The sequence below is a fragment of the Geodermatophilus sp. SYSU D00758 genome (assembly GCF_054049955.1).
Genome location: NZ_JBJGYK010000004.1, coordinates 191,013 through 214,524 on the forward strand (window position 1 = coordinate 191,013; position 23,512 = coordinate 214,524).

Below are 23,512 nucleotides of genomic sequence, written 5' to 3' on the forward strand. Positions count from 1 at the left end.
CGGCGGTCAGCGGCCGAGGTGCGCCCGCACCGCCGCCACGACCATGCGGTGGTCGGCGAGCTGCGGCAGCCCGGAGACCGCCACCGCCCCGACCGGCCCGACAGACCGGACCGAGATCGGGAAGGCGCCGCCGTGCGCCGCGTAGCGCAGCGGGTCGAGGCCGAACTCCGCCTCGAAGGTGGTCCCGCGCTCGACCGAGGCCTGCCGGACGTACAGGCTGCCGTGCCCGAACCGGTGCACGACCCGCAGCTTCCGCTCGATCCACGCGTCGTTGTCGGGCGTCGCCCCGGCCAGCGCGGCGGAGAACAGGCGGTGGCCGTTGCGGACGACGGCGACCGCCACCGGGGCGCCGTCCCGGCGGGCGGCGGCCACGAGCGCCGAGCCCAGGTCCCACGCGTCGTCGTTGGTGAAGCCGGTGAACTGCAGCTCCTCCTCCTCGGCGGCGAGCTCGGCGAGGGACGGGAAGTCGTCGGGCATGCGCCCTTCCTACCGGTCGCCGCGCCGGGGTCCCCTCGGGGCCGCCCGACGCCTCATCCCCGGCGGGGGAGGCGGCCGCGCCGTGCCGGGGCTGGGATGGCGGCATGTGCCGCTGGCTCGCCTACTCGGGGGATCCCGTCCTGCTCGAGGACCTGCTGTACCGGCCGGCGAACTCGCTGGTGATGCAGAGCCTGCACTCCCGGCTCGGTGCCGAGCCGACCAACGGCGACGGCTTCGGGGTGGGCTGGTACGACGGCCGGCCCCGGCCCGGGCTGTTCCGGAGCACCGACCCGGCCTGGAACGACCGCAACCTCCAGGAGCTCTCCGCGCACGTGGAGGCCCCCCTCGTGGTCGCCCACATCCGGGCCTCCACGGGGACGGCGGTCCAGCAGACCAACTGCCACCCGTTCCGCCACGACCGGTGGTTGTGGGCGCACAACGGCGTCCTCGCCGGGTTCCCCCTGGTCCGCCGCGACCTGGCCATCGCCGTCGCCCCGGAGCTGTTCCCGCTGATCGAGGGGTCCACCGACTCGGAGCTGTTCTTCTCCCTCGCGCTCACCCTCGGCCTGGAGGAGGACCCGCCGGCCGCGGTGGCCCGCGCCGTGGGGCTGATCGAGGAGACCGGCCGGCGGCACGGCATCGACTTCCCGGTGCAGATGACCGTGATCACCACCGACGGCGAGTCGCTGTGGGCCTTCCGGTACTCCAGCGAGGGGCGGTCGCGCTCGCTGTTCACCAGCACGGACGTCTCCACCCTGCGGGCCCAGTACCCCGACAACCCGCTGCTGCAGCGCGTGTCCGACCGGGCCCGGCTGGTGGTCTCCGAACCGCTCGGTGACCTCCGGGGTGCCTGGCACGAGGTGCCCGAGTCCAGCTGCGTGGTGGTGCGGGCGGGGGAGCAGCAGCTGCTGCCCTTCGCCCCCGCCGTCCCGGCGGCGGCCTGAGCCGGCCTCCGTGGAGGGAACACCCCGTGGCCCGGCGCCCTCCGGCGCAGCGGCGGCCGCGGTGACGCCCGGGCCCGTCCCGCCGGCCGGCAGCGGTGCCGTCCCCGTCCCGGCCGGCCCGCTCCCGGCTGCCCGGGTGACCACCGTGGGCGTCGAGGAGGAGTTCCTGCTGCTCCACCCGGACGGCGTGGCCGCGACCGTGGCCCCCGACCTGCTGCAGGCACTGCCGGGGGAGGCCGGCCTGCAGGCCGAGCTCATGCGGTTCCAGGTGGAGAGCACCTCCCAGGTGCGGACGGACCTGCGGGCGCTCGCCGGGGACCTGACCCGTGGCCGGCGGGCGCTGGCCGCCGCGGCGGGGGAGCTCGGCGTCCTGCTGGTGGCCGCGGGCACCCCGCCGTACCGCGTGCCCGGTCGGATCGCCGTCACCCCGTCGCCGCGGTACCGGCTGATGCTCGACCGGTGGAGCCCCGCAGGGGAGGACGTGTCGTGCGCGACGCACGTGCACGTCGGCGTGCCGTCCCGGGACCTCGGGGTGGCGGTGGTCGACCGGATCCGCGGCTGGCTGCCGGTGCTGCTGGCGCTGGGGGCCAACTCCCCGTTCTGGCGGGGCCGGGACACCGGCTGGGCCAGCTACCGGCACGCCGTCCTGCGGGCCTGGCCGACGGCCCTCCTGCCCCCGCGGTTCCGGGACGCCGCCGCCTGGGACGAGGGCGTCGCCGAGCGGATCGCCGAGGGGGCCGCGCTCGACCCGGCCAGCGTCTACTGGTTCGCCCGCCTCTCCCCGCGCTACCCGACCGTGGAGGTGCGGGTCGCCGACGCCGCGCTCACCGCGGCCGAGGCGGTGCTGCTGGCGGGTCTCTGCCGCGGCCTGGTGGTCACCGCCCTCCGGGAGGCGGTCGCCGGGGCCCCGCCGCCGGAGCTGCCGGACGCGGCGCTGGCGGCCTCCGTGGTGGCCGCCGCGCGCCGCGGGCTCGGCGGCCTCCTCCTGGACCCGGCCACCAGGCGGTGGCTGCCCGGGCGGGACGTGCTGCCCGGCCTGCTCGCGTACCTGGCGCCGGCCCTGGAGGAGTCGGGGGACGCCGTCCTGCTGCGCGGGCTGCTGAAGGCGCGGCTCGCCGCCCGCTCGGGCGCCGCCCGCCAGCGGGCCCTGCGCCGCCAGGTGGGACCGGGGGGTCTCGTGGCGGCCCTGGCCGCGGCGACCCTGGCCGACGGCGAGGTGGGCTACACGCCGCCCACCCCGCGGGTCCCGGAGGGCTGAGCCGGCCCGCCCCCGCGGGCCGACCCCCGCCGGCCCGCCCCCGCGGGCCGGTCAGCCCCGGGCGAGCTCGGCGAAGGTGTCGGCCACCCAGTCGGCGACGAACGTGCTCACGTGGGGGAGGTGGTCCAGGCCGATGTGCTCGGTGGCCCCCTCCTCGGGCGTGAAGACCCGCAGCTCCCGCTTGGGGGAGTTGACCGCCTGGTCGTAGGAGCGGTGCGCCATCTCCAGCGGGATCTGCCGGTCGTTCGCGCCGTGCGCCACCAGGAACGGCACGGTGATCCGCTCCACCACGCCCTCGAGGTGCACCGCGTCGGCGAACTCGATGAACTCGTCGAGGTCGGTGTGACCCCACACCCAGAGCACGTGCTCCCAGTAGTGCGGGACGGGGCGCTCGCCCTCCCGCTGCCGGCGGCGGCGCTGCACCGCGCCCCAGTCGTGGTTGGCGCCCCACGCCGCGCAGAGCGCGAACCGCTTCTCGAAGGCCGCGGCGCGCGGGGCGTAGTAGCCGCCCAGCGACCAGCCGACGATGCCGATGCGGGCGGCGTCGACGTCCTCGCGCCGCTCGAGCCAGTCCACCGCCGCGCCGGCCCAGGCCTCGGTGTCGATGCGGGCGGTCAGGCCCTGCAGCCGCAGCGCCTCGCCGGTGCCGGGCTGGTCGAGCATCAGGCAGGAGATGCCGCGCGCGGCGAGCTCCTCCCAGTGGTTCGAGGCGTACATGTGCTCCTTGGTGGAGTCCAGCCCGTTGACCAGCACGACGACCGGCGCGGGACCGTGCTCGGTGGCCGGCGCGGCGCTGAAGTAGGCCGGCAGCGTCGTCCCCTCGTAGGGGACGGCCACCCGGGACACCCGCGGGCTGTGCGTCTCGAACGCCTTCTGCGCGATCTCCAGCAACCGGCGGTAGGTCGGCACGCGGTCGGGGTCGGAGTGCGCCAGCATCCGCTCGGCCTGGGCGAGGTAGTTGCTGGCGCGGAACCACAGCTGCCCGGCGGTGCGGAGGTGCCCGGCCTTCTCCGCCTCCTCCGCCTGCTCGACGAGCTGGTCGGTGAGCGCGGTCCAGGCGCGCAGGAAGTCCGGCGTCCCGGCGTCCTCGCCGGCGTTCGCGGCGTCCTTGATCGGCCGGCAGGCGCGGTCGACCTCGTCGATCAGCCCCCCGGAGTTCAGCGTGGCGACGACGGACAGGTTCCAGGTGTAGGGGCCGGTCGGGAAGTACTCGAACACGCGGGTTCCTCTCAGGAGTTGCGGGTGCGGGCCCGCGAGCGGGGCCGGGCCGGCCGCACCGGGGGCAGCTGGACGCCCTCGACGACCCGGTTGCGGAGGGTGCCGATGCCCTCGACGGTCATCTCGACGACGTCGCCGGGCCGCAGCGGCGGGGGAGCGGCGTCACCGCGGGTTCCCCACAGCTCGGCCAGGCAGCCGCCGTTGCCGCAGGTGCCCGAGCCGAGGACGTCGCCGGCGCGCACCTCGGTCCCGCGGGAGGCGTAGGCGATGAGCTCCTCGAAGGGCCAGCCCATGTTGGACAGCAGGTCCTGGCCGACCTCCACGTCGTTGACCGACACCCGCAGGTCGAGGGCCAGGAAGCCGTCGTCGTCCCGGTAGGGCTCGAGCTCGTCGGCGGTGACCAGCCAGGGGCCCAGCGTGGTGGCGGAGTCCTTGCCCTTGGCCGGGCCCAGGTTGACCTTCATCTCCCGGGCCTGCAGGTCGCGGGCGGACCAGTCGTTGAGCACCGTGTAGCCGAACACGTGCTCGCGGGCCTGCTCCGGCGTCAGCGAGGCGCCGTCCGAGCCGCCGACAGAGCCGACGACGACGGCGACCTCGAGCTCGAAGTCGAACCGCTGCGATCCCGGCGGGACCGGGACGTCGTCGTGCGCGCCGACCAGCGCGTAGGGGTTGGTGAAGTAGAACGTCGGCGCCTGGTACCACTCCGGCGGCACCTCCGCGACCCCGTCGATCGCCTTGCGCACCCCCTCGACGTGCTCCTCGAAGGCGACGAAGTCGCGCACGGTCGGGGCCTGCAGCGGCGGCAGCAGCCGGACCTCCGCCAGCGGGACCGCGGGCGCGGACAGCGCCGCCAGCCCCGCGTCCCGCGCGGCCGGCAGCCCGGCGCGGACCAGGTCGAGCACGGTGACGTCGGGCGGCAGGGCGTGCAGCCCGTGCTGGCCGACGACGCCGGCGGTGACGATCCCGCCGTCGTCCCAGGTGGCGAAGCGCATCGGACGCCCCGCTCAGACCGGCGGGGCCACGAACAGGCCCTTGTCCGGGTCGTTGAACGACCGGGCCGCGACGAACTCGTTCATGGCGTTCGCCGTCCCCCACTGGTCGGAGACCTCGGGCTGGGTGAAGTCGTACAGGTGCGGGTGCCAGGTGTCCTCGTCGACCAGCTCGAGCTCCGTCGTGTACTCGACGGTGTTGCCGTGCGGGTCGAGGAAGTAGGAGAAGGTGTTGTTCCCGGCCATGTGGCGGCCGGGGCCCCAGATCTTCTCCACACCGGCGCGCAGCAGCCGCCCGGTGCCGCGCATGTACTCGTCGATGCCGCGCATCTCGAAGCTGGCGTGGTGCAGCGAGGGGTGCGGGCCGCGGGCGACGGCCATCGAGTGGTGCCAGGCGTTGGTGCGCAGGAACCACATCATGTCGCCCATCCGCGGGTGCATGAGGGTGTCGGAGAGCGCGAACCCGAGGTGCCGCTCGTAGAAGGCCACGGTGCCCTCGGGGTCGGCCGAGTTGACGACCACGTGGGACAGGCGCACCGGGATCGACTCGCCCTCCTCGACCGGCCGGTGCGTCCGGACGGCGACGTCCGAGCTGACCTCGACGGTGCGGCCCTCGTTGTCGAAGAAGCGGAAGCCGTAGCCGCCGCCGGGGGTCTGCAGGGTCCTCGGCTCGTGCACCAGCCGCACGCCCGCGGTGGCCATCCGCCCGGCCAGGGTGTCGACGTCGGCGGCGTCCTTCGCGCCGAAGGAGATCAGGTCGATCCGCTTGTCGGCGGACTCGCGCAGCCGGACGACGTACTGCTCGGGGCTGCCCTCGGCTGCGAGGAAGGTCAGGCCGGAGTCGGTGTGCTGCTCCGTCAGCCCCCAGGTGTTCGTGAAGAACTCGCGCTGCGTGGCGAGGTCGGGCACGGCGAGGTCGACGTGCCGCAGGTGGGTGATCAGGCGCTGGGTCATGGTGGTCCCTCGTCTCAAGCGGGCTGGCTGGTGAGCGCGGCGATCGAGCGCATGAGGCCCGGGATGTCGCCCTGCACGTGGTCGAGCTGCCACTGGGCGAGTGAGTTGGAGGCCTCGACGACGGTCCTCACCCGCTCGTACCTCCGGGCGGAGAAGGCGTCCCACAGGTCCTGGTCGAGCGCGGCCCGCCCGGTGAGCAGCTCGGCGAGGACGACGGCGTCCTCCAGGGCCATGGCGCCGCCCTGGGCGATGGTCGGCGGGCAGGTGTGCGCCGCGTCCCCGATCAGCACCACGCGGCCGCGGTTCCAGGGGACGTCGAGGACGTGCGTCTCGAACCAGGTGTAGTTGACCCGGGTCGGGTCGGTGAGCGTCGCGCGGATCTCGTCCCAGGGGCCGTGGTAGGCCTCCGACAGCCGCCGCATCGTGGCCAGCTGCTCCTCGGGGGTGAGGCCGCTGCGGTCCTGCGCGTCCTCGACGATGTAGGCGTAGAGGCTGTCGTCGCCGGTCGGGCAGTAGCCGGCGATGTAGGAGGGCCCGCCGTAGTAGAGGTCGGTGCGGGTGACCGACGCCGGGCGGGGGCCGAAGGCCCGCCAGATGCCCATGCCGACCGACCTGGTCTCCAGGTTGATGCCCAGCGCCCGGCGGGTCCAGGAGCGCAGGCCGTCGGCCCCGACGACGAGGTCGTAGCGGCCGCGCCGACCTCCGGTCGCCAGGCCTTCCGCGCCGTCGGAGAAGGTGACGTCGACGCCGGTGCCGTCCTGGGCCAGCTCGGTGAAGGTGGCGCCGAGCCGCACCTCGACGCCCACCTCGGCCGCGCGGTCGACCAGGATGCGGGCCAGCTCCGGGCGCGGCATGCCCATGGCGGCCGGCAGGTCGGGGCCGCCGGTCCTGGCGTCGGGGATCTCGGCGACGACGCTGCCGTGCGGGTCGGGCGCGCGGATGCCGGTGACGTCGAAGGCGTAGCCGGCGGCCTGCACCTGCTCCCACACGCCGAGGGAGCGCAGCTCGCGCAGCGCGTTGCCCTGGAGCGTGATGCCGGAGCCCAGGGCGGGGACCTCGGGCTTGATCTCGACCAGGTCGACGGCGACGCCCGCCGCCGCGAGGTGGATGGCGGTGGCGGTGCCGGCGAGGCCGGCCCCGACGACGAGGACGCTGGTCACGGCGGGCACGGGGGCGCTCCTCACTTGACGGCGATCGGGTTGACCGGGGCGCCGACGGCGCCGGTCACGGGCAGGGGGGCGGCGGTGAGGAAGAAGTCCCACACGCCGTCGGCGGCGCAGTCGGCGGCGAGGGCGTCGGCGTCCCACATCTCGCCGACGAACAGGCCCATGTTCGGGATGACCACCTGGTGCAGCGGTTGGAAGGCGTCGTCGAACTCGTTGGGCCGGACCTCGAAGCCCCAGGTGTCGGTGGCGACGCCGGCGATCTCGGTGGCGTGCAGCCAGTCGGCGGTGGTGAAGCTCAGCCCGGGGGCGGCGCCGCCGGCGTAGTCGCCCCAGCCGCGGCCGGCGGCGAGGTCGCGGCGGGCGCGGGCGAGCCGGCCGGTGCGGACCACCAGCAGGTCGCCGCGGCCCACCCGGGCGCTCTCCCCCTGGGCGGCGACGGTGGCCTCGAGGTGCTCGACGGTGATGGCGAAGCCGTCGGGGAGCTCGCCGTCGTCCCCGATCGCCCGCCCGACGTCGAGCAGCACGCCGCGGCCGGCGATCTGCGCCGCGGCGGTCTCGATCCCGGTGACCTTGTCACCGTCGCTGGTGACGACGTCGCCGGCACGGCGGCCGTTCCAGGCCATGCCGTGGTCGAAGATGTGGCCCAGGCCGTCCCACTGGGTGGAGGCCTGCAGCGGCATCGCGATGACGTCGTCGGCGCCGCCGATGCCGTGCGGGAAGCCCTGGACGCCGCGCTCGGCGTCGGTGCCGGTGTCGAGCATCGTGTGCACCGGGTTGGTGCGGCGGCGCCAGCCCTTCTGCGGGCCGTCCATGTCGAAGCGCTGGGCGAGGGAGAAGCTCACCCCGCGGCGGACCAGCCGGGCGCCCTCGACCCGCTTGGCCTCGGTGAGGAAGTTCAGCGTGCCCAGCACGTCGTCGTCCCCCCATCGGCCCCAGTTCGAGCAGCGCTTCGCTGCGGCTGCGATGGCGCCCTCGGGGTCGGTCCGGTCGAGCGGCGGGACGTCGGTGGCGCGGGTCACGTCGTCCACGGTCGGCGCTGCGGGCCCATCAGGGAAGTGCCAATGGGTGATGTGCCGCATCGACGTCGCTTATAGGCTGCGCGGCCGTGAACCTGGCCAACCTGGACCTCAACCTGCTGGTGTCCCTCGACGCCCTGCTCGAGCAGCGCAGCGTCACGCGGGCGGCGCAGCAGCTGGGGCTCAGCCAGCCGGCGCTGTCGGCGGCCCTGGCCCGGCTGCGCCGGCACTTCGGTGACGAGCTGCTCTCCCGGGTCGGCAACAGCTACCGGCTGACCCCGCTGGCCGCGCAGCTGGGGCCCCGGGTCCGGGTCGCCCTGGACGGCGTCGAGCGGGTGTTCACCGCGCAGCCGGAGTTCGACCCGGCCGAGTCGAGCCGCGAGTTCTCCGTGCTGGTGAGCGACTACGGCTGCGCGGTCCTCGGGGACGCCCTCGCCCGGCTCCTGGCCGCGGAGGCGCCCGGGGCCCGGCTGCGGCTGGCGCACAACACGCCGGAGGCGGTCGACCAGGCGGCGCAGACGCTGCTCGCCACCGACCTGCTCGTCCTGCCGCACGGGTTCGTCACCGACCTGCCGCACGCCGACCTGCACCGCGACCGGTGGGTGATCGTCGTGGCCGCGGACAACCCGCACGTCGGCGACGAGATCACGGTCGGGCAGCTGGAGACGATGCCGTGGGTGGCCACCTACTACGGGCCGACGGCGTCCACCCCGGCCGCGCGGCAGATGCGGATGCTCGGCATCGAGCCGCGGGTGCAGGTGGTCACCGAGAGCTTCCTGACCGTCCCGGGCCTGGTGGCCGGCAGCGACCGCATCGCGCTGCTGCAGGAGCGGCTGGTCCGGCGGCTGCCGCCGGACGCCGGCATCCGGGCGCTGCCGTGCCCGTTCGAGGCGGGGCCGCTGCTCGAGGCCGTGTGGTGGCACCCGGTGTACGACCGGGACCCGGAGCACGCCTTCTTCCGCGATCTCCTCGTCCGGGCGGCGCGGGAGATCGGGGACCCGGTGGGCTGACCGGCTCGCTCATCACCCGCGCTGATGGTGGGCATCAGCGATGGGACGTTCCCTGATGCCCGCGGGGGTGCGCACACTCCTCGGTTAGTGACGCCGGTCACCGGAGGCCGGCGCCCGTCCCTGGTGGGAGTCGCCCGTGTCCGAGAACGTCCTCGACCCCGCGCGGTCGCCGGCCGAGCCGCTCGCCGGCGAGGTCGCCGTCGACCCCGCGACCGGCCGGCCCGCCGGCCGCCCGCAGGCCCTGGTGCTGCTGTTCTCCAGCTGCCTGGCGGTGCTGGGCGCGGTCCTGCTGGCCCCGGTGCTGCCCCGCATCCGCGATGCCTTCGCCGGCACCCCGGGCGTCGAGGCGCTGACCCCGGTGGTGCTCACCGCCCCGGCGCTGGTCATCGGCCTGACCGCGATGATCGCCGGGCGGATCGTCGACCGGGTGGGCCGCAAGCGGCTGCTGGTCGGCGCGCTGGTCGTCTACGCCGTCGTCGGGACGGCGCCGGTGTGGCTGCCGTCGCTGCAGCTGGTCGTGGCCAGCCGGGTGCTGCTGGGGCTGACCGAGGCGGCGATCATGACCTGCTGCACCACGCTGCTGGCCGACTACTTCCACGGTTCCCAGCGGGAGCGCTACTTCGGCCTGCAGGTCCTCTTCACCACCGTGGCGGCGACGATCTTCTTCGGCCTGGGCGGGGCCCTGGGGGCCGCCGACTGGCGCACCCCGTTCTGGCTGTACGCGGTCAGCCTGCCGCTGGCCCTGCTCGCGGCGAGGTACGTGTGGCAGCCGGCGCCCACCGCCCGCGCCGGGGCGCTGCCGCCGCTGCCGTGGCGGCAGCTGCTGGCCCCGGTCGGGGTGAGCCTCCTCGGCGGGCTGGTGTTCTACGTGCTCATCGTCGAGCTGTCGTTCAAGCTGGACGCGATCGGCGTGGAGTCCACCGGCACCATCGGCGCGGTCAGCGCGATCGGCTCGCTGGGCACGGCCTGCGGCGCGTTCCTGTTCGGCCGGGTGGCCCGGCTCGGCCCGGCGGTCACCGTGCCGGCGGCGTTCGCCTTCTCCGGCGTCGGGCTGCTCGGGCTGTCGATCGCCGGCTCGGTCCCGGTGGTCGTGGCCTTCGCGGTGGTGACCGGGTTCGGCAACGGCCTCCTGCTGCCCTCGCTGCTCACCTGGGCGCTGGGGTCGCTGACCTTCGAGCAGCGCGGCCGCGGCACCGGCGTGTGGACGTCGGCGGTCTTCCTCGGCCAGTTCATCTGCCCGCTGCTGGTGCTGGGGCTGTCCGACGTCCTCAGCGGCCTGGACTCGGCGCTGCTGGTGCTCGGCGTGGTCGCCGCGCTGGCCGCGGTCGGGGTCCGGCTGGTCCGGCCGGTCGGCGCCGCGCACTGACCCCCGGCGGGCCGGGGTCGCCCCCGGCCCGCTCGCCCGTCGGTCGGCCCGCGGCCGGTCACCACTCCGCTCGCGGGGGGTGGCCGGCCGCGGTGCGTCCGGGGTCAGAAGGGCGGATCGTCGCCGGCGCCGGGGTGACCGGTGCCGGTCCGAGGTGGGCCGGTGGGTGGTGCGGTGTCGCGGTCGGTGCCCGGTGGGGTGCTGAGGCGGGTGACGCCGCTGGGGGTGCGCACCAGCACGCGGCCGTCGGCGAGCAGGGTGAAGGCCCAGCCGGGGGTGTGGGTCTTGATCCGGTGGTGGGTGCGGCACAGGCAGCAGAGATTCCAGCAGTCGGTGGGGCCGCCTTCGGCGTGGGGGGTGGCGTGGTCGAGGTCGTGGCGGGCCGGGGGTCGGGCGCAGCCGGGCCAGCGGCAGCGGCGATCGCGGGCGCGGACGAAGCGGCGCTAGGCGGCGGTGGGCCGGTAGCGCCGGGTGGCCGCCGGGCGGCGCAGCCCGGGCCCGGCGGAGGTCTGCTCGTCGACAGGTCCGGATGCCGATGAGTCGCCGCGGGGACATGTCGCCGTGTCGACGCCTCGATCCGGCGACCCGCCGGCCCGGCCGTGGTTCCGGTGTCGGTGGCGGCGGGTGCGGCCGGCGGCGCGGGCCAGCTCCTGCCGGGTGGCGACCGCGCGCAGCGCGCCGGTGGTCGGGCCGTGCACCGCCACGGTGACGCTGCCCCCGCGCGGGGCGGCGGCCACGCCGAGCACGCCCAGGCCGGTGAGCAGGGCCCGGCACTCGGTGGCGGGAACCACGACCCCGTCGATCTCGCAGGCGGGCTGGGTCGGGGCGGTGGGGCAAAGGGCGGGCAGGTCGGCGTGAACGGTCAGGTGGGCGGTGACCGGCGGGCGGGAGGTGTCCCAGGGGCGCAGCACCAGGTCGTGGACCACGCCGGCGCGGATGACGCCGATGGGGCGGTCGTCGCCGCCGGCGCGCTGCTGGTCGGCCAGCCGGCGCACCGCCTCCCGGCAGGCCAGCGCCTCGGCGGGAGGCAGCTCGGCGACGAGGGCGGACAGGCCCTCGGCGACCGGGCGGACGGTGACGTCGGCGCGGCGGGCGGCGCGCTGCCGGCGGGCGGCCAGCGCGTCGGGGTCGACCTGCGCCAGGGCGCGGCGGGTGCGCTCGCGCAGCCGGGCGGCGGTGCTCTCCCCGGCGGGGAGCAGCACCCGGGCCAGGACCGCGGCGGCGGTGGCGTCGCTGACCTCGCCGAGCAGGTCGGCCAGGACCGCGGCGCGGCGGCGGTCGATCCGCCCGGCGTAGAGCGCGCTCCACACCGCCGGAAGCCGCTCGACCAGGACCAGGGATCCCACCGCGAGCACCGCGGCCTCGGCCTCCGAGCAGCGGCGCAGCAGGGCCAGCTCGGGCACGAACCCCTCGCACACGTCGGTGAGCACCGGCGGGCGCCGGTCGAGGGTGTCGGTGCCCGGCCCGCCCCGGCCAGCGAGGGCGCACAGCTGGGCGTCGCGGGCGGCGCGGTCGAGGCGCCGGCGGCGGGCCAGCCGGGCGATCCAGACGGCGAGTCCGGCAGCGGCGCGGGCGGCGCGGGCGTCGGCGGCCCAGATGTCGGCGACCTCCTCCAGCTCGCTGCCGGCGTCCATCAGCTCGGCCGGGTCCACCTGGAGCAGGAGGCCGGGCTCGGGCGGTCGCGGGGGCTGCATCTCCAGCACGACCCCATCCTGACCTGCAGGTACGACACTTCCGGGTCCTCGGCAGCGGCCCCGTGGACGAGGAGAGGCGGGGGCGGTCACCACGACGGGCCGCTCGATGAGTTCCGGGTCCCGCGCGGGTCACAGCCTCCGGGACCACCCAGGGACCGACGCGCTCGTACCCGGAGGAGACGCATGGGCAAGCTCATCTACTCGATGATCACCTCGCTCGACGGCTACGCCGAGGCAGCCGAGGGTGACCTCGGCACCGGGCCGGCCGACGACCCGGAGGTGCACACCTTCATCGGCGACGTCTTCCGCTCCGTCGGCACGTACCTCTACGGCCGGCGGATGTACGAGACGATGGTCTTCTGGGAGACCGTGCACGAGGAGCCCGGCGTGCCTCCGCACGTCCTGCAGTACGCCGAGGACTGGCAGGCCGCCGAGAAGATCGTCCACTCCACGACGCTGGAGTCGGTGTCGAGCGAGCGGACCAGGATCGAGCGGACCTTCGACCCGGACGCGGTGCGCCGGCTCAAGGCCGAGGCCGATCACGACCTCACCGTCGACGGCCCGAACCTCGCTGCCCAGGCGATCGCGGCGGGCCTGGTGGACGAGTACCACCTCTTCGTCACCACGAGCGTGGTCGGCGGCGGCAAGCGCTTCTTCCCCGACGGCGTACGCCTCGATCTCGACCTGGTCGAGGAGCGGGCCTTCGACAGCGGGCTGATCTACGCGCGCTACCGGACCCGCTGAGCTCACGCCCCGGCGAAGCCCCGACCGCGCTCGGCCAGCTCCGCCCGCAGGAGCCGGACCGCCTTCGGGCCCACACCGTGCAGGGCGAGCAGCTCCTCCTCGCGGTGCCGGGCCACCTCGGACAGCCGGGTGATCCCAGCCGCGCGCAGCGCACCGAGCGCCGGGCGGCCGATGGACTCGGGCAGGTCGTCGTCGGTCATGCCAGGGCAGACCACGTCCGGCCCCGGGACTCATCGCGCCCGTCCCGTCGACGTCCTCCCCGGACCCGCCGACGCGGGGAGCCGGGGCGGGCGGGAGGGTGGCGGCATGCACGTCGGACGGGAGGCGGAACGCCGGGAGGAGGGGTACCCGGAGGAGGCGCCCTGGGCGATGCAGCTCGTGGCGCGCATCGAGCGGAGCGCCCCACCGACCCGGACGGCCGTCTGCGAGGCCGCGGCCGTCGCCGTCGTCCGGCTGCTCGCCGACGAGCGGGCGCGGCCGGGTGGGGAGTGGTCCCCGCAGGTCCGGCGGTGGGCCGACGGGCGGATCCGCAAGCACTGCCGGCGGGCCCGGGGCGTCACCTGGGAGCGGGTGCGGGCGCTGCCCGGCGTGACCGCCGAGGTGGCCGGCGCGCAGCTGCGGGCACTGGTGCCGACCGCGACCGACGGGATCCCCCGGGAGGTCGCCCGGCTCCCGCTGTCCGGCCGCGAGCTCGACGACCCGGACGCCCGCCGGGTGGCCGACCCCTCGCCGGGGGGCTCCGTCGTGGTGTCGATCTGCCCGGAGCCGCCCCTGCCGCTGGGCAAGGCCGCGGCGGCCGCGGGGCACGCCGCGCAGCTGACCGCGGCGCGGCTGCCCGGGGACCGGCTGGCCGCCTGGGCGGAGGCCGGGTTCCCGGTGGTCGTCGAGCACCCGGACCCGGCCCGGTGGGCGGAGCTGCGCGGGCACGCCCCCGTGCAGGTCGTCGACGCGGGGCTCACCGCGGTGGCGCCCGGGACGTGCACGGCGCTGGCCCGCTGGGCGTAGCAGCGGCGCGATCCCGGGGCGGCACCGGGATCGCGGGGTGGCGGCGTGGTGGCGCGTCCGGCCGGACCGCCCGGACCTGCGTGGCGGGGCGCCCGGCCGGGTACCGGTCGGCGATCCGCCGGGAGACCACCGGCGGCCTGCGCAACGACCCTCGAGGGGACATGAGCACCCACAGCGACAACCACTTCCTCGCCCAGTCCGTCCACGACCTCGGCTCGGCCCTCTGGCTGGGCGGTGCGGTCATGGGGATCGCGGGCGTCAACAAGTCCGGCAGCGACCTGACCCGCGGCATCGACCGCATCCGCGTGGCCGGCTCCGCCTGGAGCCGGTTCGCCCCCGCCCAGTGGGGCGGCATCGCCGCCACGCTGCTCGCCGGCCTGCGGCTGACCCAGGTCAGCAAGGGCCGGATCGCGCTGCAGCGCGGCTACGGCTCGATCGGCGCGCTGAAGGCCGGCCTCGCCGTCGCGGGGGCGGGCGCGACCGCGTTCGCCGCCTACTCGGGCGGGAAGATCGGCAAGCTCGCCGAGGAGGCCGAGCGCCAGGGCCGGACCGTCGAGGTCAAGGACGCCACCCTGCCGACGTCGGGCACCCCGGAGGAGATCGCCACCTGGCAGCGGCGGCAGCGGATCACCCAGTTCGCCGTCCCGGCGCTGGCCGGCGCGAACATCGTCTGCAGCTCCTGGCTGGTCCAGGCCCAGCGGCCGGTCGCGAGCGCGAGGGGGGTCCTGGGCCGGCTGTTCGGCGACTGAGCTCCCCTCTCGACCAGTGAGAGACCGCTGGGTCGCGGTGTGGCGGGGGTCGCATCCTCGTCGCACCGCGACCTGGAGGTGACATGTCCGACGCCGGCACCCTGCTCGCCCCGCCGGGGACCGCCCCGGCCGTCCCGGGCCGGGGCGCGAGCACGACCGTGGCGACCCTCGAGGTGGTCGCGAAGACCACCGTCGCCGAGGACGTCGTCGCCCTCACGCTCGCCGACCCCGAGGGACGACGGCTGCCGGACTGGACCCCCGGCGCGCACATCGACCTGGTGCTGCCCTCCGGCGACACCCGCCAGTACTCGCTGTGCGGCGACCGGTTCGACCCGCGCACCTTCCGCGTCGCCGTGCTGCGGGAGCCGGCCGGCCGCGGCGGGTCGGCCTACGTGCACGACACCCTGCGCGCCGGCGACCGCGTCGGCGTCGGCGGCCCGCGCAACAACTTCCCGCTCGTGCCCGGCGAGCGCTACCTGTTCGTCGCCGGCGGGATCGGCATCACGCCGCTGCTGCCGATGGTGGCCCAGGCCGAGATGCTCGGCGCGGACTGGCGGCTGCTCTACGGGGGACGCCGCCGTGCCTCCATGGCCTTCCTCGACGAGCTCACCCGCCACGGCGACCGCGTCCAGGTGATGCCGCAGGACGAGACCGGCCTGCTCGACCTCCCCGCCTTCCTCGGGCAGCCACGGGACGACACCAAGGTCTACTGCTGCGGGCCGGGCCCGCTGCTCGACGCCATGGGCGTCGCCTGCACCGACTGGCCCCCCACCGTGCTGCGCACCGAGCGGTTCGTCGCCGAGCAGCAGGCCGCCCCGGTGCGCTCGGCGCCCTTCGAGGTGGAGCTGGCCCGCACCGGGACCACGGTCACCGTCGAGCCGGGCACCTCGGTGCTGGAGGCCGTCGGCGCCGCCGGCGTCGAGGTGCTCTCCTCCTGCCGGCAGGGCACCTGCGGCACCTGCGAGACCACCGTGCTGGCCGGCGTCCCGGACCACCGCGACTCGATCCTCGACGACGCCGAGCGCGCCGCCGGCGACTGCATGTTCATCTGCGTCTCCCGGGCGGCCGGCGACCGCCTCGTCCTCGACCTGTAGAGAGGGATCGGCCGTGACCAGCACCGCAGCCCCCGCCCACCTGCCCACCACCGACGCCGACCCGTTCGCCCACGACGTCCTCGAGGACCCGCTGCCGCTGCACCGGCAGCTGCGCGAGGCCGGCCCGGTCGTCCACCTCGAGCGCTACGACGTCTTCGCCCTCGCCCGGTACGCCGAGGTGCGCGCGGCGCTGGTCGACTGGCAGGACTTCTCGTCCGGGGCGGGCGTCGGGCTGTCCAACTTCCGCTACGAGAAGCCGTGGCGGCCGCCGTCCCTGCTGCTGGAGGCCGACCCGCCGCGGCACGACGCCCCCCGCCGGGTGCTCGCCAAGGTGCTCGGCCCCCGCGCGCTGCACCGGCTGCGCGAGCGCTGGGCCGCGGACGCCGAGGCGCTGGTCGACGAGGTCCTCGACCGCGGCGAGTTCGACGCCGTCCCGCACCTCACCGAGGCCTTCCCGCTGCGCGTCTTCCCCGACGCGGTGGGCCTCCCGCAGGAGGGCCGGGAGAACCTGCTGCCCTACGGCAACCACGCCTTCAACGCCTTCGGCCCCGACAACGACCTCACGCAGGCCGGCGCGCCGCGGGTCGCCGAGCTCTCGGCCTGGGTGGCCGGGCAGTGCGCCCGCGACGTGCTGGCGCCCGAGGGCTTCGGCGCCGACATCTGGGCGCAGGCCGACCGCGGCGAGATCACCCACGAGCAGGCGCCGCTCGTCGTCCGCTCGCTGCTCACCGCCGGGGTCGACACCACGGTGCACGGGCTGTCGGCCGTCCTGTACGCCCTGGCGACCCACCCGGCGGAGTGGGCGCGGCTGCGCGCGCAGCCCGCGCTGGCCCGGGTGGCCTTCGACGAGGCGGTGCGCTGGGAGTCGCCGGTGCAGACCTTCTTCCGGACGGCGACCCGCGACGTCGCCGTCGGCGGCGCCGTCATCCCGGACGGGCGCAAGATCCTCATGTTCCTCGCCGCGGCCAACCGCGACCCGCGCCACTGGGCCGACCCGGACCGCTTCGACCTCACCCGCGACCCCTCGGGCCACGTCGGCTTCGGGTTCGGCATCCACCAGTGCGTCGGCCAGCACGTCGCCCGGCTGGAGGCCGAGTCGCTGCTCACCGCGCTGGCCCGGCGGGTGGCCCGCATCGAGCTCGCCGGCCCGACGACGCGGCACCACAACAACACCCTGCGCGCCTGGGGGAGCATCCCGGTCCGGCTGGTGCCGGCCTGACGCCGCGGCTCACAACCAGGTGATCAGCGAGGCGCCGACCGCCACGTGCAGCACCGAGCCGGGCACCACCCCGACCGCGGTCCCCAGCACGTACGGCCGCCAGCGCAGCCCGGTCAGCCCCGCGGCGTAGCTGGTCAGCACGAACGGCAGCGGGCTCACCCGGGCGGTGAGGACGGCGAGGAACCCGCGGTCGGCCAGCAGCCGCTCGGCCCGGTCCAGCCGCCGCCCGGCGACCCGCGCCACCGCGTCCCGGCCGAGCACCCGGGACAGCCCGAACCCCGCCACCCCGCCGAGGAAGCCGCCGGCCACCGCCACCGCCAGCCCGGCCGGGAAGCCCGCGGCGGCGCCGAGCAGCACCGACACCGCCGTCCGCGGCACCGGGACGAGCATCGCCAGCGACGTCGCGAGGACGAGCAGCGTCCAGCTGCCGGGCCCGGCGGCGTCCAGCCAGCCGCGCACCGCCGGCACCCCCGGGCGGTCCACGGTCAGCGCCAGCACCACCGCGACGGCGAGCAGGACCCCCAGCAGCGCCAGCCGGACCCACGGCCCCTGCAGGAGGCGGAGCGCCCGGTCGAGGTCGGGTCGGGCGGGGCTCACCCGCGCCAGGCTACGGCCGCCGGCCGCCCCGTCGCGGGCGCTGTGACGGGGTGCACGCCGAGCACCCGTGACCGGCCGGGCAGGATGGCCGCGTGGCCGACGGGCAGCAGGTGAGGGACGCGACGGCGGCCGACGCGCGGGCCTGCGCCGCCGTGTACGCGCCCTACGTCCGGGACACCGCGATCTCCTTCGAGGCCGAGCCGCCGTCGGCCGCCGAGATGGCCGGCCGCATCGACGCCGCCCTGGCCACGCACGCCTGGGTGGTGCTCGAGGACGGCGGTGAGGTCGCCGGCTACGCCTACGGGACGGCCTTCACGGCCCGCGAGGCCTACCGCTGGTCGACGACGGTGAGCGTCTACACCGACCCCGGCCGCCGGCGCCCCGGCGCCGGCCGGGCGCTCTACGGCGCGCTGCTGGACCGGCTGGCCGCGCGGGGCTACCGCCGCGCGCTCGCCGGCATCGTCCTGCCCAACCCGGCCAGCGAGGGGCTGCACCGGGCGCTGGGCTTCGAGCCGGTGGGCACCTACCGCCGGGTCGGCTGGAAGCTGGGTCGCTGGCACGACGTCGCCTGGTACCAGCGCCCGCTCGGGCCCGAGGGGGACGACGACGGCGATGACGACGGCGCTCCGGAGCCGCCGCGCTGAGGACGGGAGGTCCGCATGACCGCGCTGAGCGCCCAGGAGGAGGAGATGGTGGCCCTCACGGCCGCCTTCGTCGACGAGCGGGTGCGCCCACGGGTCCGGGAGTTCGAGGCCGACGACCGCTATCCCGAGCCGCTGATCGAGGAGATGAAGGCCCTCGGCGTCTTCGGCCTCCTGGTGCCCGAGGAGCACGGCGGCAGCGGGGTCAGCACCGCCTGCTTCGCCCGCGTCACCGAAGAGCTGGCGCGGGGCTGGATGAGCCTGGCCGGCGCGATCGGCGGCCACTCGGTCATCGCGCACCTGCTCCGGACCTTCGGCACGCCCGAGCAGCAGGCCGCCCACCTGCCGCGGATGGCCGACGGGTCGCTGCGGGCCACCATGGCGCTCACCGAGCCCTCCGGCGGCAGCGACCTGCAGGCCATGCGGACCACCGCCCGGCTGGACGGCGGGACCTACCGGGTCACCGGCAGCAAGACGTGGATCTCCAACGCCCGGCACGCCGGCCTCATCGGCCTGCTGTGCCGCACCGACCCCGACGCCGACCCGCCGCACCGCGGCATGGGCGTGCTCCTGGTCGAGCCGGGGGAGGGCCTCACCGTCGGCCCGAAGATCGACAAGCTGGGCTACCGGGGCGTGGAGGCCTGCGAGCTGGTCTTCGAGGACATGGCCGTGCCGGCCTCCGCGCTGCTCGGCGGCGAGCCGGGCCGCGGCTGGGTGCAGATGATGCGCGGCCTGGAGGTCGGCCGCGTCCAGGTCGCCGCCCGCGCGGTCGGGGTCGCCCAGGCCGCGCTGGCCGCGGCGACCCGCTACGCGCAGGAGCGGGAGTCCTTCGGGCAGCCCATCTGGCGGCACCAGTCGGTGGGCAACCTGCTCGCCGACATGGCCACCCGGGTGCAGGCCGCCCGGCTGCTCACCGCCGACGCCGCCGAGCGGCTCGACGCCGGGGGGCGCGCGGACATGGAAGCGGGCATGGCCAAGCTGTTCGCCTCCGAGACGGCCATGCAGGTGGCGATCGACGCGATGCGGGTGCACGGCGGCTACGGCTACAGCCGGGAGTACGACGTGGAGCGCTACTTCCGCGACGCCCCGCTGATGATCCTCGGCGAGGGCACCAACGAGATCCAGCGCTCGGTCATCGCCGCCCAGTGGATCGCCCGGCACCGGATCTGAGCGCGGCCCCGGCGTGCGCCGCCAGGTCGGCGACCACCTCGGCGGCCGGCCGCACCGCGGTGACCTCGGCCACGCCCTCCCCGGCGTACAGGGCCATGGCGGCCACGTCCCCGGACACGGTGGCCAGCGGCGGCAGCCCGGCCCCCGGCGGCAGCGGGACGGCGCGGTCCCCGGCGGTCAGCGTGCCGACGACGTCGCCGTCGAAGGAGCCGACCCGCTCGACGGCGCTGGTCAGCACCCGGGCCCGCGCGCTCGTCGCGCACAGCGGGCACCCGGTGGCGAACGCGCCGGTGACCTCGGTGGCGCCCGGGCCGGCCTCGACCACGGCCCGCTTGTAGCCCGGGTGCGCCCCGGACTCCTCGGTCGCGACGAACAGCGTGCCGATCCGGGCGCCGTCCGCGCCGTCGGCCAGCACCGCCGCCAGGGCCGGACCCGAGGAGATCCCGCCGGCGGCCAGGACCGGGACGGGCACCGCGCCGAGCACCTCGGCCAGCAGCGGGCGCAGCGGCCGCGAGCCCCGCACGTGCCCGCCCGCCTCCACCCCCTGCACGGCCAGCACGTCGCAGCCGGCGTCCGCCGCCGCGCGGGCCTCCTCCGCCGAACCGACCTGCCAGCTCGCCAGCGCGCCCGCGCGGTGCACCAGCTCCACCAGCCGGGGTCGCGGGGCCAGCCAGAAGAAGTCGACCAGCCGGACCCGCTCGGCGACGGCGACGACGAGGTCCTCGTCGACGTCCTCGGTGAGCACGTTGACCGCCAGCACCCCCGCGGTGCGCGCCCGGGCCTTCTCCACGGCGCGCAGGACCTGCTCGACCTCCAGGCCGAGGGCCGACAGCGTGCCGACCGCGCCCGCCGACGCGACGGCCGCGGCGAGCGCGGGGGTGGAGACCGCGCCCATCGGGGCCTGCTGGACCGGGACCGTGCAGCCGGTCAGCTCGGTGAACCGGGTGGCGGCCATGGCGCCTCCTCGATGCGCTGCCGGGGGCGGCCGTGGTGCCGCGCCCTGGACCGCGCCCAGTGTGGGGGTAGTGCGGGGGTCCTGTGGCTGCCGCCGTCCCGCCGCCGCCGACAGGCTCGTGCCCATGACCGAGACGACCTCCCGCCCCCTCACCGACGTCCACGACATGGTGGTGGTGCACCGCGCGTTCCGCCGCGAGTTCCGGCTGCTGCCCGGGCTGGTCCGCGCGGTCCCGGCCGGTGACACCGCGCGTGCCGCCGTCCTCGCCGCGCACGCCCGGCTCTGCCTCACCGGGCTGCACCTGCACCACACCGGCGAGGACGACCTGCTCTGGCCCGAGCTCCTCGAGCGGGCCGCCCCCTCCGCCGCCCTCGTGCACCGGATGGAGGCCCAGCACGGGCGGGTGGAGCAGGCCCTCGGCCGGCTCGGCCCGGCGCTGGACCGCTGGGAGGCCGAGGCCCGGCCGGCGGTCACCGCGGAGGTGGCCGGCGGCCTCGACGCCCTCGCCGACGCGCTGGTCGAGCACCTCGACGAGGAGGAGCGGGAGATCCTCCCGCTGGCCGCCCGGCACGTGACGCCGGAGGAGTGGGCGCAGCTCGGCGAGCACGGGATCTCCGGCATGTCCCGGTCCCAGCTGCCGATCATGTCCGGGATGGTCCTGGAGGAGTGCGACCCCGAGGAGCGGCGGGCGATGCTCTCCGTCGTCCCCGCCCCGGTGCGGCTGCTGGTGCGGACGGTCTTCGCCCGCCGGTACCGCCGCTACGTCAGCCGCGTCCGCCAGGGACGGTGACCTCCCCGGCGAGGCGGGGCACGTCGGCCGGGCGGATGCCCAGCCCCCGCTCCCACGCCCGGCCGAAGGCGGCCTCGCCCAGCCGGGCGCGCACCTCGGGCAGCCAGTACCGGGCGCTGTCGAGGTCCGGGGGGAAGCGGACCGCCACGGCGGCCGCCTCGGCGGTCGCCGCGCCGGCCCCGAACAGCTCCGCGGCGAGCTCCGGGCGACCACCCCGGGCGGCGAGCACGGCCAGCGCCGGCAGGGTGTGGGCGAGGGTCCACGTCGTCCCGACCGCCGCGGCCAGCCCGGCGGCCTCCCGCAGCCGGTCGAGGGCGGCGGCGTCGTCCTCCCGTGCCGAGGCGAGGCTGGCCTGCACGTTGAGGACCAGCGCGAGGGTGAAGGGGTTGCCGAGCGCCCGCGCCAGCGCCTCCGCGCGGTCCAGGACCGCCGCCGCGCCGTCGAGGTCCCCGGTCACCAGCGCGAGCTGGCCCCGGACGGTCTCGGCCAGCGCCGCGCACCAGCGGTCCCCGCGGGTGGCCGCCACCCGGGTCGCCTCGTCGAGCGCCGCCCCGGCGGCCGCCGCGTCGCCGCGGAACACGGCGGCCGCCCCGGCGAGCAGCAGCGCCTCGGCCCGCAGGTCCTCGGCGCCCGCAGCCCGGGCCGCGTCGACGGCCGCCGCCGCGGCGCGCAGCGTCGTCACCTCGTCGCCGGAGGCGAAGGCCAGCCCCGCCTCGGCGAGGTCGAGCGCCGCCCGGACGGCCGGCGTCGGCCCCCCCGCGGCCCGACGGGTGCGGGCGACCCGGTCCAGGCCCTCGCGGGTGGTGCCGCGCAGCGCGCGGTACGGCCAGGTGTCCGCACCGAGGACGGCGGCCCGGTCGGCCTGCCCGCGGGCCAGCAGCCGGGCCAGCGCCGCGTCGAGGTTGGCCTGCTCGCGGTCCAGCCGGTCCAGCCACGGGCCCTGGTCGGCGCCGCGCAGCCCCTCGCGGGCCCCGGAGGCGAGGTCGGCCAGCCAGGCGGCGGCCCGGTCGGCGGTCGCCTCCGCCTCGCCGGCCTCGGCCAGGCGGGCGGCGGCGTACTGCCGGACCGGCTCGAGCATCCGGTACCGCGGCCCGTCCGCGCCGCCGTCGACCGGCACCACGAGGGACTGCTCGACCAGGCCGCCGAGCAGGGCCACCACGTCGACGGCGGCGTCGGTGCCGGCCACCGCCTGCGCCGCGGGGATCCCGAAGCCGCCCGGGAACACGGCCAGCCGGCGCAGCAGCGCCTGCTCGTCGGCGGTGAGCAGGTCGTTGCTCCAGTCCAGCGCCGCCCGGAGGGTGCGCTGCCGGGGCGGCAGGTCCCGGGACCGCGCGGCGGCCACCGCCTCGTCCAGCCGGGCCAGCAGCGCGGCCGGGGGCAGGTGGCGCGCGTGCGCCGCGGCCAGCTCGATCGCCAGGGGCAGGCCGTCGAGCCGGCGGCAGATCGCCGCCACGTCGGCCGCCGTCGCCGCGTCGAGGTGCACCGCCCGCCCGGCGGCGCGGGCGCGGTCCAGGAAGACCCGGGCGGCGGGTGCGGCGGCCACCGCGGCGACGTCCGGGGACGCGGGCACGGCCAGAGGGCCCAGCGGGCGGTCGTGCTCGGCGCGCACCCGCAGCGGCGCCCGGCTCGTCGCCAGCACCGACAGGCCCGGGCAGCGGGCCAGCAGCGCGGCCACGTCGGGCGCGGCGTCGAGGACGTGCTCGACGTTGTCGAGGACGACGAGCACCCGGCGCCCGCCGACGAAGGCGGCCAGCCCCGCCACGGTCGGGTCGGCCGACTGCGGCACCCCCAGGGCCCGGGCCACCGCCGCCGGCACCAGGCCCGCCTCCCCGACCGGGGCCAGCTCGACGACCGCCACCCCGCCCGGGAAGCCGTCGGCCACGGCGGTCGCGACGGCCAGGGCCAGGCTCGTCTTGCCGACCCCGCCCGGGCCGGTGAGGGTCACCAGCCGCGCGGTTCCCGAGCGGAGCAGGCCGGCGACCTCGGCGCGCTCGGCGTCCCGGCCGACGAGGGGCACGGGGGGCAGCGGGACGGCGGGGGGCGGGGCGGGAGCCGGCCCCGCGTCGCCTCCCCGGCCCGCGGCGGCCAGGGCGGCGCGGTCGCCGGGCGCGAGGTCGAGCGCGTCGGCCAGGGCCCGCACGGTGTGGGGGTACGGACGTCGCCGTTCGCCGCGCTCGAGCGCGCTCACCGCCTTGGCGGTCAGCCCGGCCCGCGCGGCCAGCTCCTCCTGGCCGAGCGCCGCCGCCGTCCGCAGCCGGCGCAGCAGCCCGCCGAAGTCCCCGCGCTCGCCCACCGGCGGCGAAGGTAGCAGCGGTGGCCGGTCGGGCCGGATGCTCCTATCGTCGTCAAGTGGCGGTGGCCAGGTGGTCGAAGTCGGCCAGTAGCGACGTGTGGACTTCGCGGATGACGTAGCGCTTGAGGCAGCGCATGATCTCCTGCTTGCTCAGGCCTTGGGC

The 23,512-nt window shown here is 76.8% G+C and carries 22 protein-coding genes and 1 pseudogene; 12 read left to right on the plus strand and 11 right to left on the minus strand.

The window, feature by feature from the left end; all coding sequences use genetic code 11:
• Positions 1-6: 6 nt before the first annotated feature.
• The gene (locus ACI8AC_RS05005; RefSeq protein WP_456895787.1) at positions 7-477 is read right to left on the minus strand and encodes a heme-degrading domain-containing protein; all 471 of its coding nucleotides are present in this window, start codon (positions 475-477) and stop codon (positions 7-9) included.
• A 104-nt stretch (positions 478-581) separates the two neighbouring features.
• Between ACI8AC_RS05005 and ACI8AC_RS05010 the strand changes: the two genes are divergently transcribed.
• Both ACI8AC_RS05010 and ACI8AC_RS05015 read left to right on the plus strand, forming a co-directional pair.
• On the plus strand, positions 582-1,421 hold the full coding sequence (locus ACI8AC_RS05010; RefSeq protein ID WP_456895789.1) for a class II glutamine amidotransferase: 840 nt from the start codon (positions 582-584) through the stop codon (positions 1,419-1,421).
• Positions 1,422-1,557: 136 nt separating this feature from the next.
• Positions 1,558-2,679, plus strand: coding sequence for a carboxylate-amine ligase (locus ACI8AC_RS05015; protein WP_456895790.1), 1,122 nt, complete (start codon positions 1,558-1,560; stop codon positions 2,677-2,679).
• A 51-nt stretch (positions 2,680-2,730) separates the two neighbouring features.
• Here the strand turns inward: ACI8AC_RS05015 and ACI8AC_RS05020 are convergent, their stop codons facing one another.
• Genes ACI8AC_RS05020 through ACI8AC_RS05040 form a run of 5 tightly spaced genes read right to left on the minus strand, consistent with a single transcriptional unit; the run spans position 2,731 to position 8,025 of the window.
• Positions 2,731-3,897, minus strand: a complete 1,167-nt coding sequence (locus ACI8AC_RS05020) for an alpha/beta hydrolase family protein (RefSeq protein ID WP_456895792.1) — start codon at positions 3,895-3,897, stop codon at positions 2,731-2,733.
• Between the two features lie 11 nt (positions 3,898-3,908).
• On the minus strand, positions 3,909-4,889 hold the full coding sequence (locus tag ACI8AC_RS05025; RefSeq protein ID WP_456895794.1) for a fumarylacetoacetate hydrolase family protein: 981 nt from the start codon (positions 4,887-4,889) through the stop codon (positions 3,909-3,911).
• A gap of 12 nt (positions 4,890-4,901) precedes the next feature.
• Entirely contained in the window at positions 4,902-5,840 is a 939-nt protein-coding gene (locus tag ACI8AC_RS05030) for a VOC family protein (RefSeq protein WP_456895796.1), read from the minus strand.
• Between the two features lie 14 nt (positions 5,841-5,854).
• A complete protein-coding gene (locus ACI8AC_RS05035) occupies positions 5,855-7,009 on the minus strand; it encodes an FAD-dependent oxidoreductase (RefSeq protein WP_456895798.1) in 1,155 nt (384 codons plus the stop codon).
• An 11-nt stretch (positions 7,010-7,020) separates the two neighbouring features.
• Positions 7,021-8,025, minus strand: coding sequence for a cyclase family protein (locus ACI8AC_RS05040; protein ID WP_456895800.1), 1,005 nt, complete (start codon positions 8,023-8,025; stop codon positions 7,021-7,023).
• 86 nt (positions 8,026-8,111) lie between these two features.
• Between ACI8AC_RS05040 and ACI8AC_RS05045 the strand changes: the two genes are divergently transcribed.
• Positions 8,112-9,032, plus strand: coding sequence for a LysR family transcriptional regulator (locus tag ACI8AC_RS05045; RefSeq protein WP_456895802.1), 921 nt, complete (start codon positions 8,112-8,114; stop codon positions 9,030-9,032).
• Positions 9,033-9,168: 136 nt separating this feature from the next.
• The gene (locus ACI8AC_RS05050) at positions 9,169-10,398 is read left to right on the plus strand and encodes an MFS transporter (RefSeq protein ID WP_456895804.1); all 1,230 of its coding nucleotides are present in this window, start codon (positions 9,169-9,171) and stop codon (positions 10,396-10,398) included.
• Positions 10,399-10,841: 443 nt separating this feature from the next.
• Here the strand turns inward: ACI8AC_RS05050 and ACI8AC_RS05055 are convergent, their stop codons facing one another.
• Positions 10,842-12,092, minus strand: coding sequence for a DUF222 domain-containing protein (locus ACI8AC_RS05055; RefSeq protein ID WP_456895827.1), 1,251 nt, complete (start codon positions 12,090-12,092; stop codon positions 10,842-10,844).
• A 183-nt stretch (positions 12,093-12,275) separates the two neighbouring features.
• On the opposite strand from ACI8AC_RS05055, the gene ACI8AC_RS05060 reads away from it, so the two are divergent.
• On the plus strand, positions 12,276-12,836 hold the full coding sequence (locus tag ACI8AC_RS05060) for a dihydrofolate reductase family protein (protein WP_456895806.1): 561 nt from the start codon (positions 12,276-12,278) through the stop codon (positions 12,834-12,836).
• A gap of 2 nt (positions 12,837-12,838) precedes the next feature.
• Here ACI8AC_RS05060 and ACI8AC_RS05065 read toward each other — a convergent pair whose 3' ends face one another.
• Positions 12,839-13,036 (minus strand): DNA-binding protein, encoded by a 198-nt coding sequence (locus ACI8AC_RS05065; protein WP_456895808.1) that lies wholly within the window; start codon positions 13,034-13,036, stop codon positions 12,839-12,841.
• 106 nt (positions 13,037-13,142) lie between these two features.
• Here ACI8AC_RS05065 and ACI8AC_RS05070 point away from each other — a divergent pair, with 106 nt between their 5' ends.
• From ACI8AC_RS05070 to ACI8AC_RS05085, 4 genes and pseudogenes are all read left to right on the plus strand, one after another.
• Positions 13,143-13,841 carry a hypothetical protein gene (locus tag ACI8AC_RS05070; RefSeq protein WP_456895809.1) on the plus strand — a complete coding sequence of 233 codons (699 nt, stop codon included), beginning with the start codon at positions 13,143-13,145 and terminating at the stop codon, positions 13,839-13,841.
• A 161-nt stretch (positions 13,842-14,002) separates the two neighbouring features.
• Entirely contained in the window at positions 14,003-14,590 is a 588-nt protein-coding gene (locus ACI8AC_RS05075) for a hypothetical protein (protein ID WP_456895811.1), read from the plus strand.
• 128 nt (positions 14,591-14,718) lie between these two features.
• Positions 14,719-15,684: pseudogene (locus tag ACI8AC_RS05080) on the plus strand (PDR/VanB family oxidoreductase); the annotation flags it as partial.
• A 13-nt stretch (positions 15,685-15,697) separates the two neighbouring features.
• Positions 15,698-16,903 carry a cytochrome P450 gene (locus ACI8AC_RS05085; protein ID WP_456895813.1) on the plus strand — a complete coding sequence of 402 codons (1,206 nt, stop codon included), beginning with the start codon at positions 15,698-15,700 and terminating at the stop codon, positions 16,901-16,903.
• A 9-nt stretch (positions 16,904-16,912) separates the two neighbouring features.
• Here ACI8AC_RS05085 and ACI8AC_RS05090 read toward each other — a convergent pair whose 3' ends face one another.
• Positions 16,913-17,500, minus strand: coding sequence for a TVP38/TMEM64 family protein (locus tag ACI8AC_RS05090; RefSeq protein WP_456895815.1), 588 nt, complete (start codon positions 17,498-17,500; stop codon positions 16,913-16,915).
• Positions 17,501-17,592: 92 nt separating this feature from the next.
• On the opposite strand from ACI8AC_RS05090, the gene ACI8AC_RS05095 reads away from it, so the two are divergent.
• Both ACI8AC_RS05095 and ACI8AC_RS05100 read left to right on the plus strand, forming a co-directional pair.
• The gene (locus ACI8AC_RS05095) at positions 17,593-18,144 is read left to right on the plus strand and encodes an N-acetyltransferase family protein (protein WP_456895817.1); all 552 of its coding nucleotides are present in this window, start codon (positions 17,593-17,595) and stop codon (positions 18,142-18,144) included.
• A gap of 15 nt (positions 18,145-18,159) precedes the next feature.
• Positions 18,160-19,311 (plus strand): acyl-CoA dehydrogenase family protein, encoded by a 1,152-nt coding sequence (locus tag ACI8AC_RS05100; protein ID WP_456895818.1) that lies wholly within the window; start codon positions 18,160-18,162, stop codon positions 19,309-19,311.
• Here the strand turns inward: ACI8AC_RS05100 and ACI8AC_RS05105 are convergent.
• Entirely contained in the window at positions 19,274-20,266 is a 993-nt protein-coding gene (locus tag ACI8AC_RS05105) for an NAD(P)H-dependent flavin oxidoreductase (RefSeq protein ID WP_456895819.1), read from the minus strand. The two genes, ACI8AC_RS05100 and ACI8AC_RS05105, sit on opposite strands and share 38 nt — an antisense overlap.
• Positions 20,267-20,390: 124 nt before the next feature.
• Here ACI8AC_RS05105 and ACI8AC_RS05110 point away from each other — a divergent pair, with 124 nt between their 5' ends.
• Complete coding sequence (locus ACI8AC_RS05110) at positions 20,391-21,056, plus strand: hemerythrin domain-containing protein (protein ID WP_456895821.1); 666 nt, start codon at positions 20,391-20,393, stop codon at positions 21,054-21,056.
• Here ACI8AC_RS05110 and ACI8AC_RS05115 read toward each other — a convergent pair.
• Positions 21,031-23,349: an ATP-binding protein gene (locus ACI8AC_RS05115; protein ID WP_456895823.1), complete on the minus strand. Its 2,319-nt coding sequence runs from the start codon at positions 23,347-23,349 to the stop codon at positions 21,031-21,033. The genes ACI8AC_RS05110 and ACI8AC_RS05115 overlap by 26 nt on opposite strands.
• Between the last annotated feature and the right edge of the window lie 163 nt (positions 23,350-23,512).

Excerpts from the sequence above, each read along its gene's own strand:
- ACI8AC_RS05030 (WP_456895796.1), bottom strand. The coding sequence starts at position 5,840 with ATGACCCAGCGCCTGATCACCCACCTGCGGCACGTCGACCTCGCCGTG.
- ACI8AC_RS05110 (WP_456895821.1), top strand. The coding sequence starts at position 20,391 with ATGACCGAGACGACCTCCCGCCCCCTCACCGACGTCCACGACATGGTG.
- ACI8AC_RS05005 (WP_456895787.1), bottom strand. The coding sequence starts at position 477 with ATGCCCGACGACTTCCCGTCCCTCGCCGAGCTCGCCGCCGAGGAGGAG.
- ACI8AC_RS05010 (WP_456895789.1), top strand. The coding sequence starts at position 582 with ATGTGCCGCTGGCTCGCCTACTCGGGGGATCCCGTCCTGCTCGAGGAC.
- ACI8AC_RS05065 (WP_456895808.1), bottom strand. The coding sequence starts at position 13,036 with ATGACCGACGACGACCTGCCCGAGTCCATCGGCCGCCCGGCGCTCGGT.
- ACI8AC_RS05060 (WP_456895806.1), top strand. The coding sequence starts at position 12,276 with ATGGGCAAGCTCATCTACTCGATGATCACCTCGCTCGACGGCTACGCC.
- ACI8AC_RS05055 (WP_456895827.1), bottom strand. The coding sequence starts at position 12,092 with ATGCAGCCCCCGCGACCGCCCGAGCCCGGCCTCCTGCTCCAGGTGGAC.
- ACI8AC_RS05070 (WP_456895809.1), top strand. The coding sequence starts at position 13,143 with ATGCACGTCGGACGGGAGGCGGAACGCCGGGAGGAGGGGTACCCGGAG.
- ACI8AC_RS05105 (WP_456895819.1), bottom strand. The coding sequence starts at position 20,266 with ATGGCCGCCACCCGGTTCACCGAGCTGACCGGCTGCACGGTCCCGGTC.
- ACI8AC_RS05025 (WP_456895794.1), bottom strand. The coding sequence starts at position 4,889 with ATGCGCTTCGCCACCTGGGACGACGGCGGGATCGTCACCGCCGGCGTC.
- ACI8AC_RS05100 (WP_456895818.1), top strand. The coding sequence starts at position 18,160 with ATGACCGCGCTGAGCGCCCAGGAGGAGGAGATGGTGGCCCTCACGGCC.
- ACI8AC_RS05075 (WP_456895811.1), top strand. The coding sequence starts at position 14,003 with ATGAGCACCCACAGCGACAACCACTTCCTCGCCCAGTCCGTCCACGAC.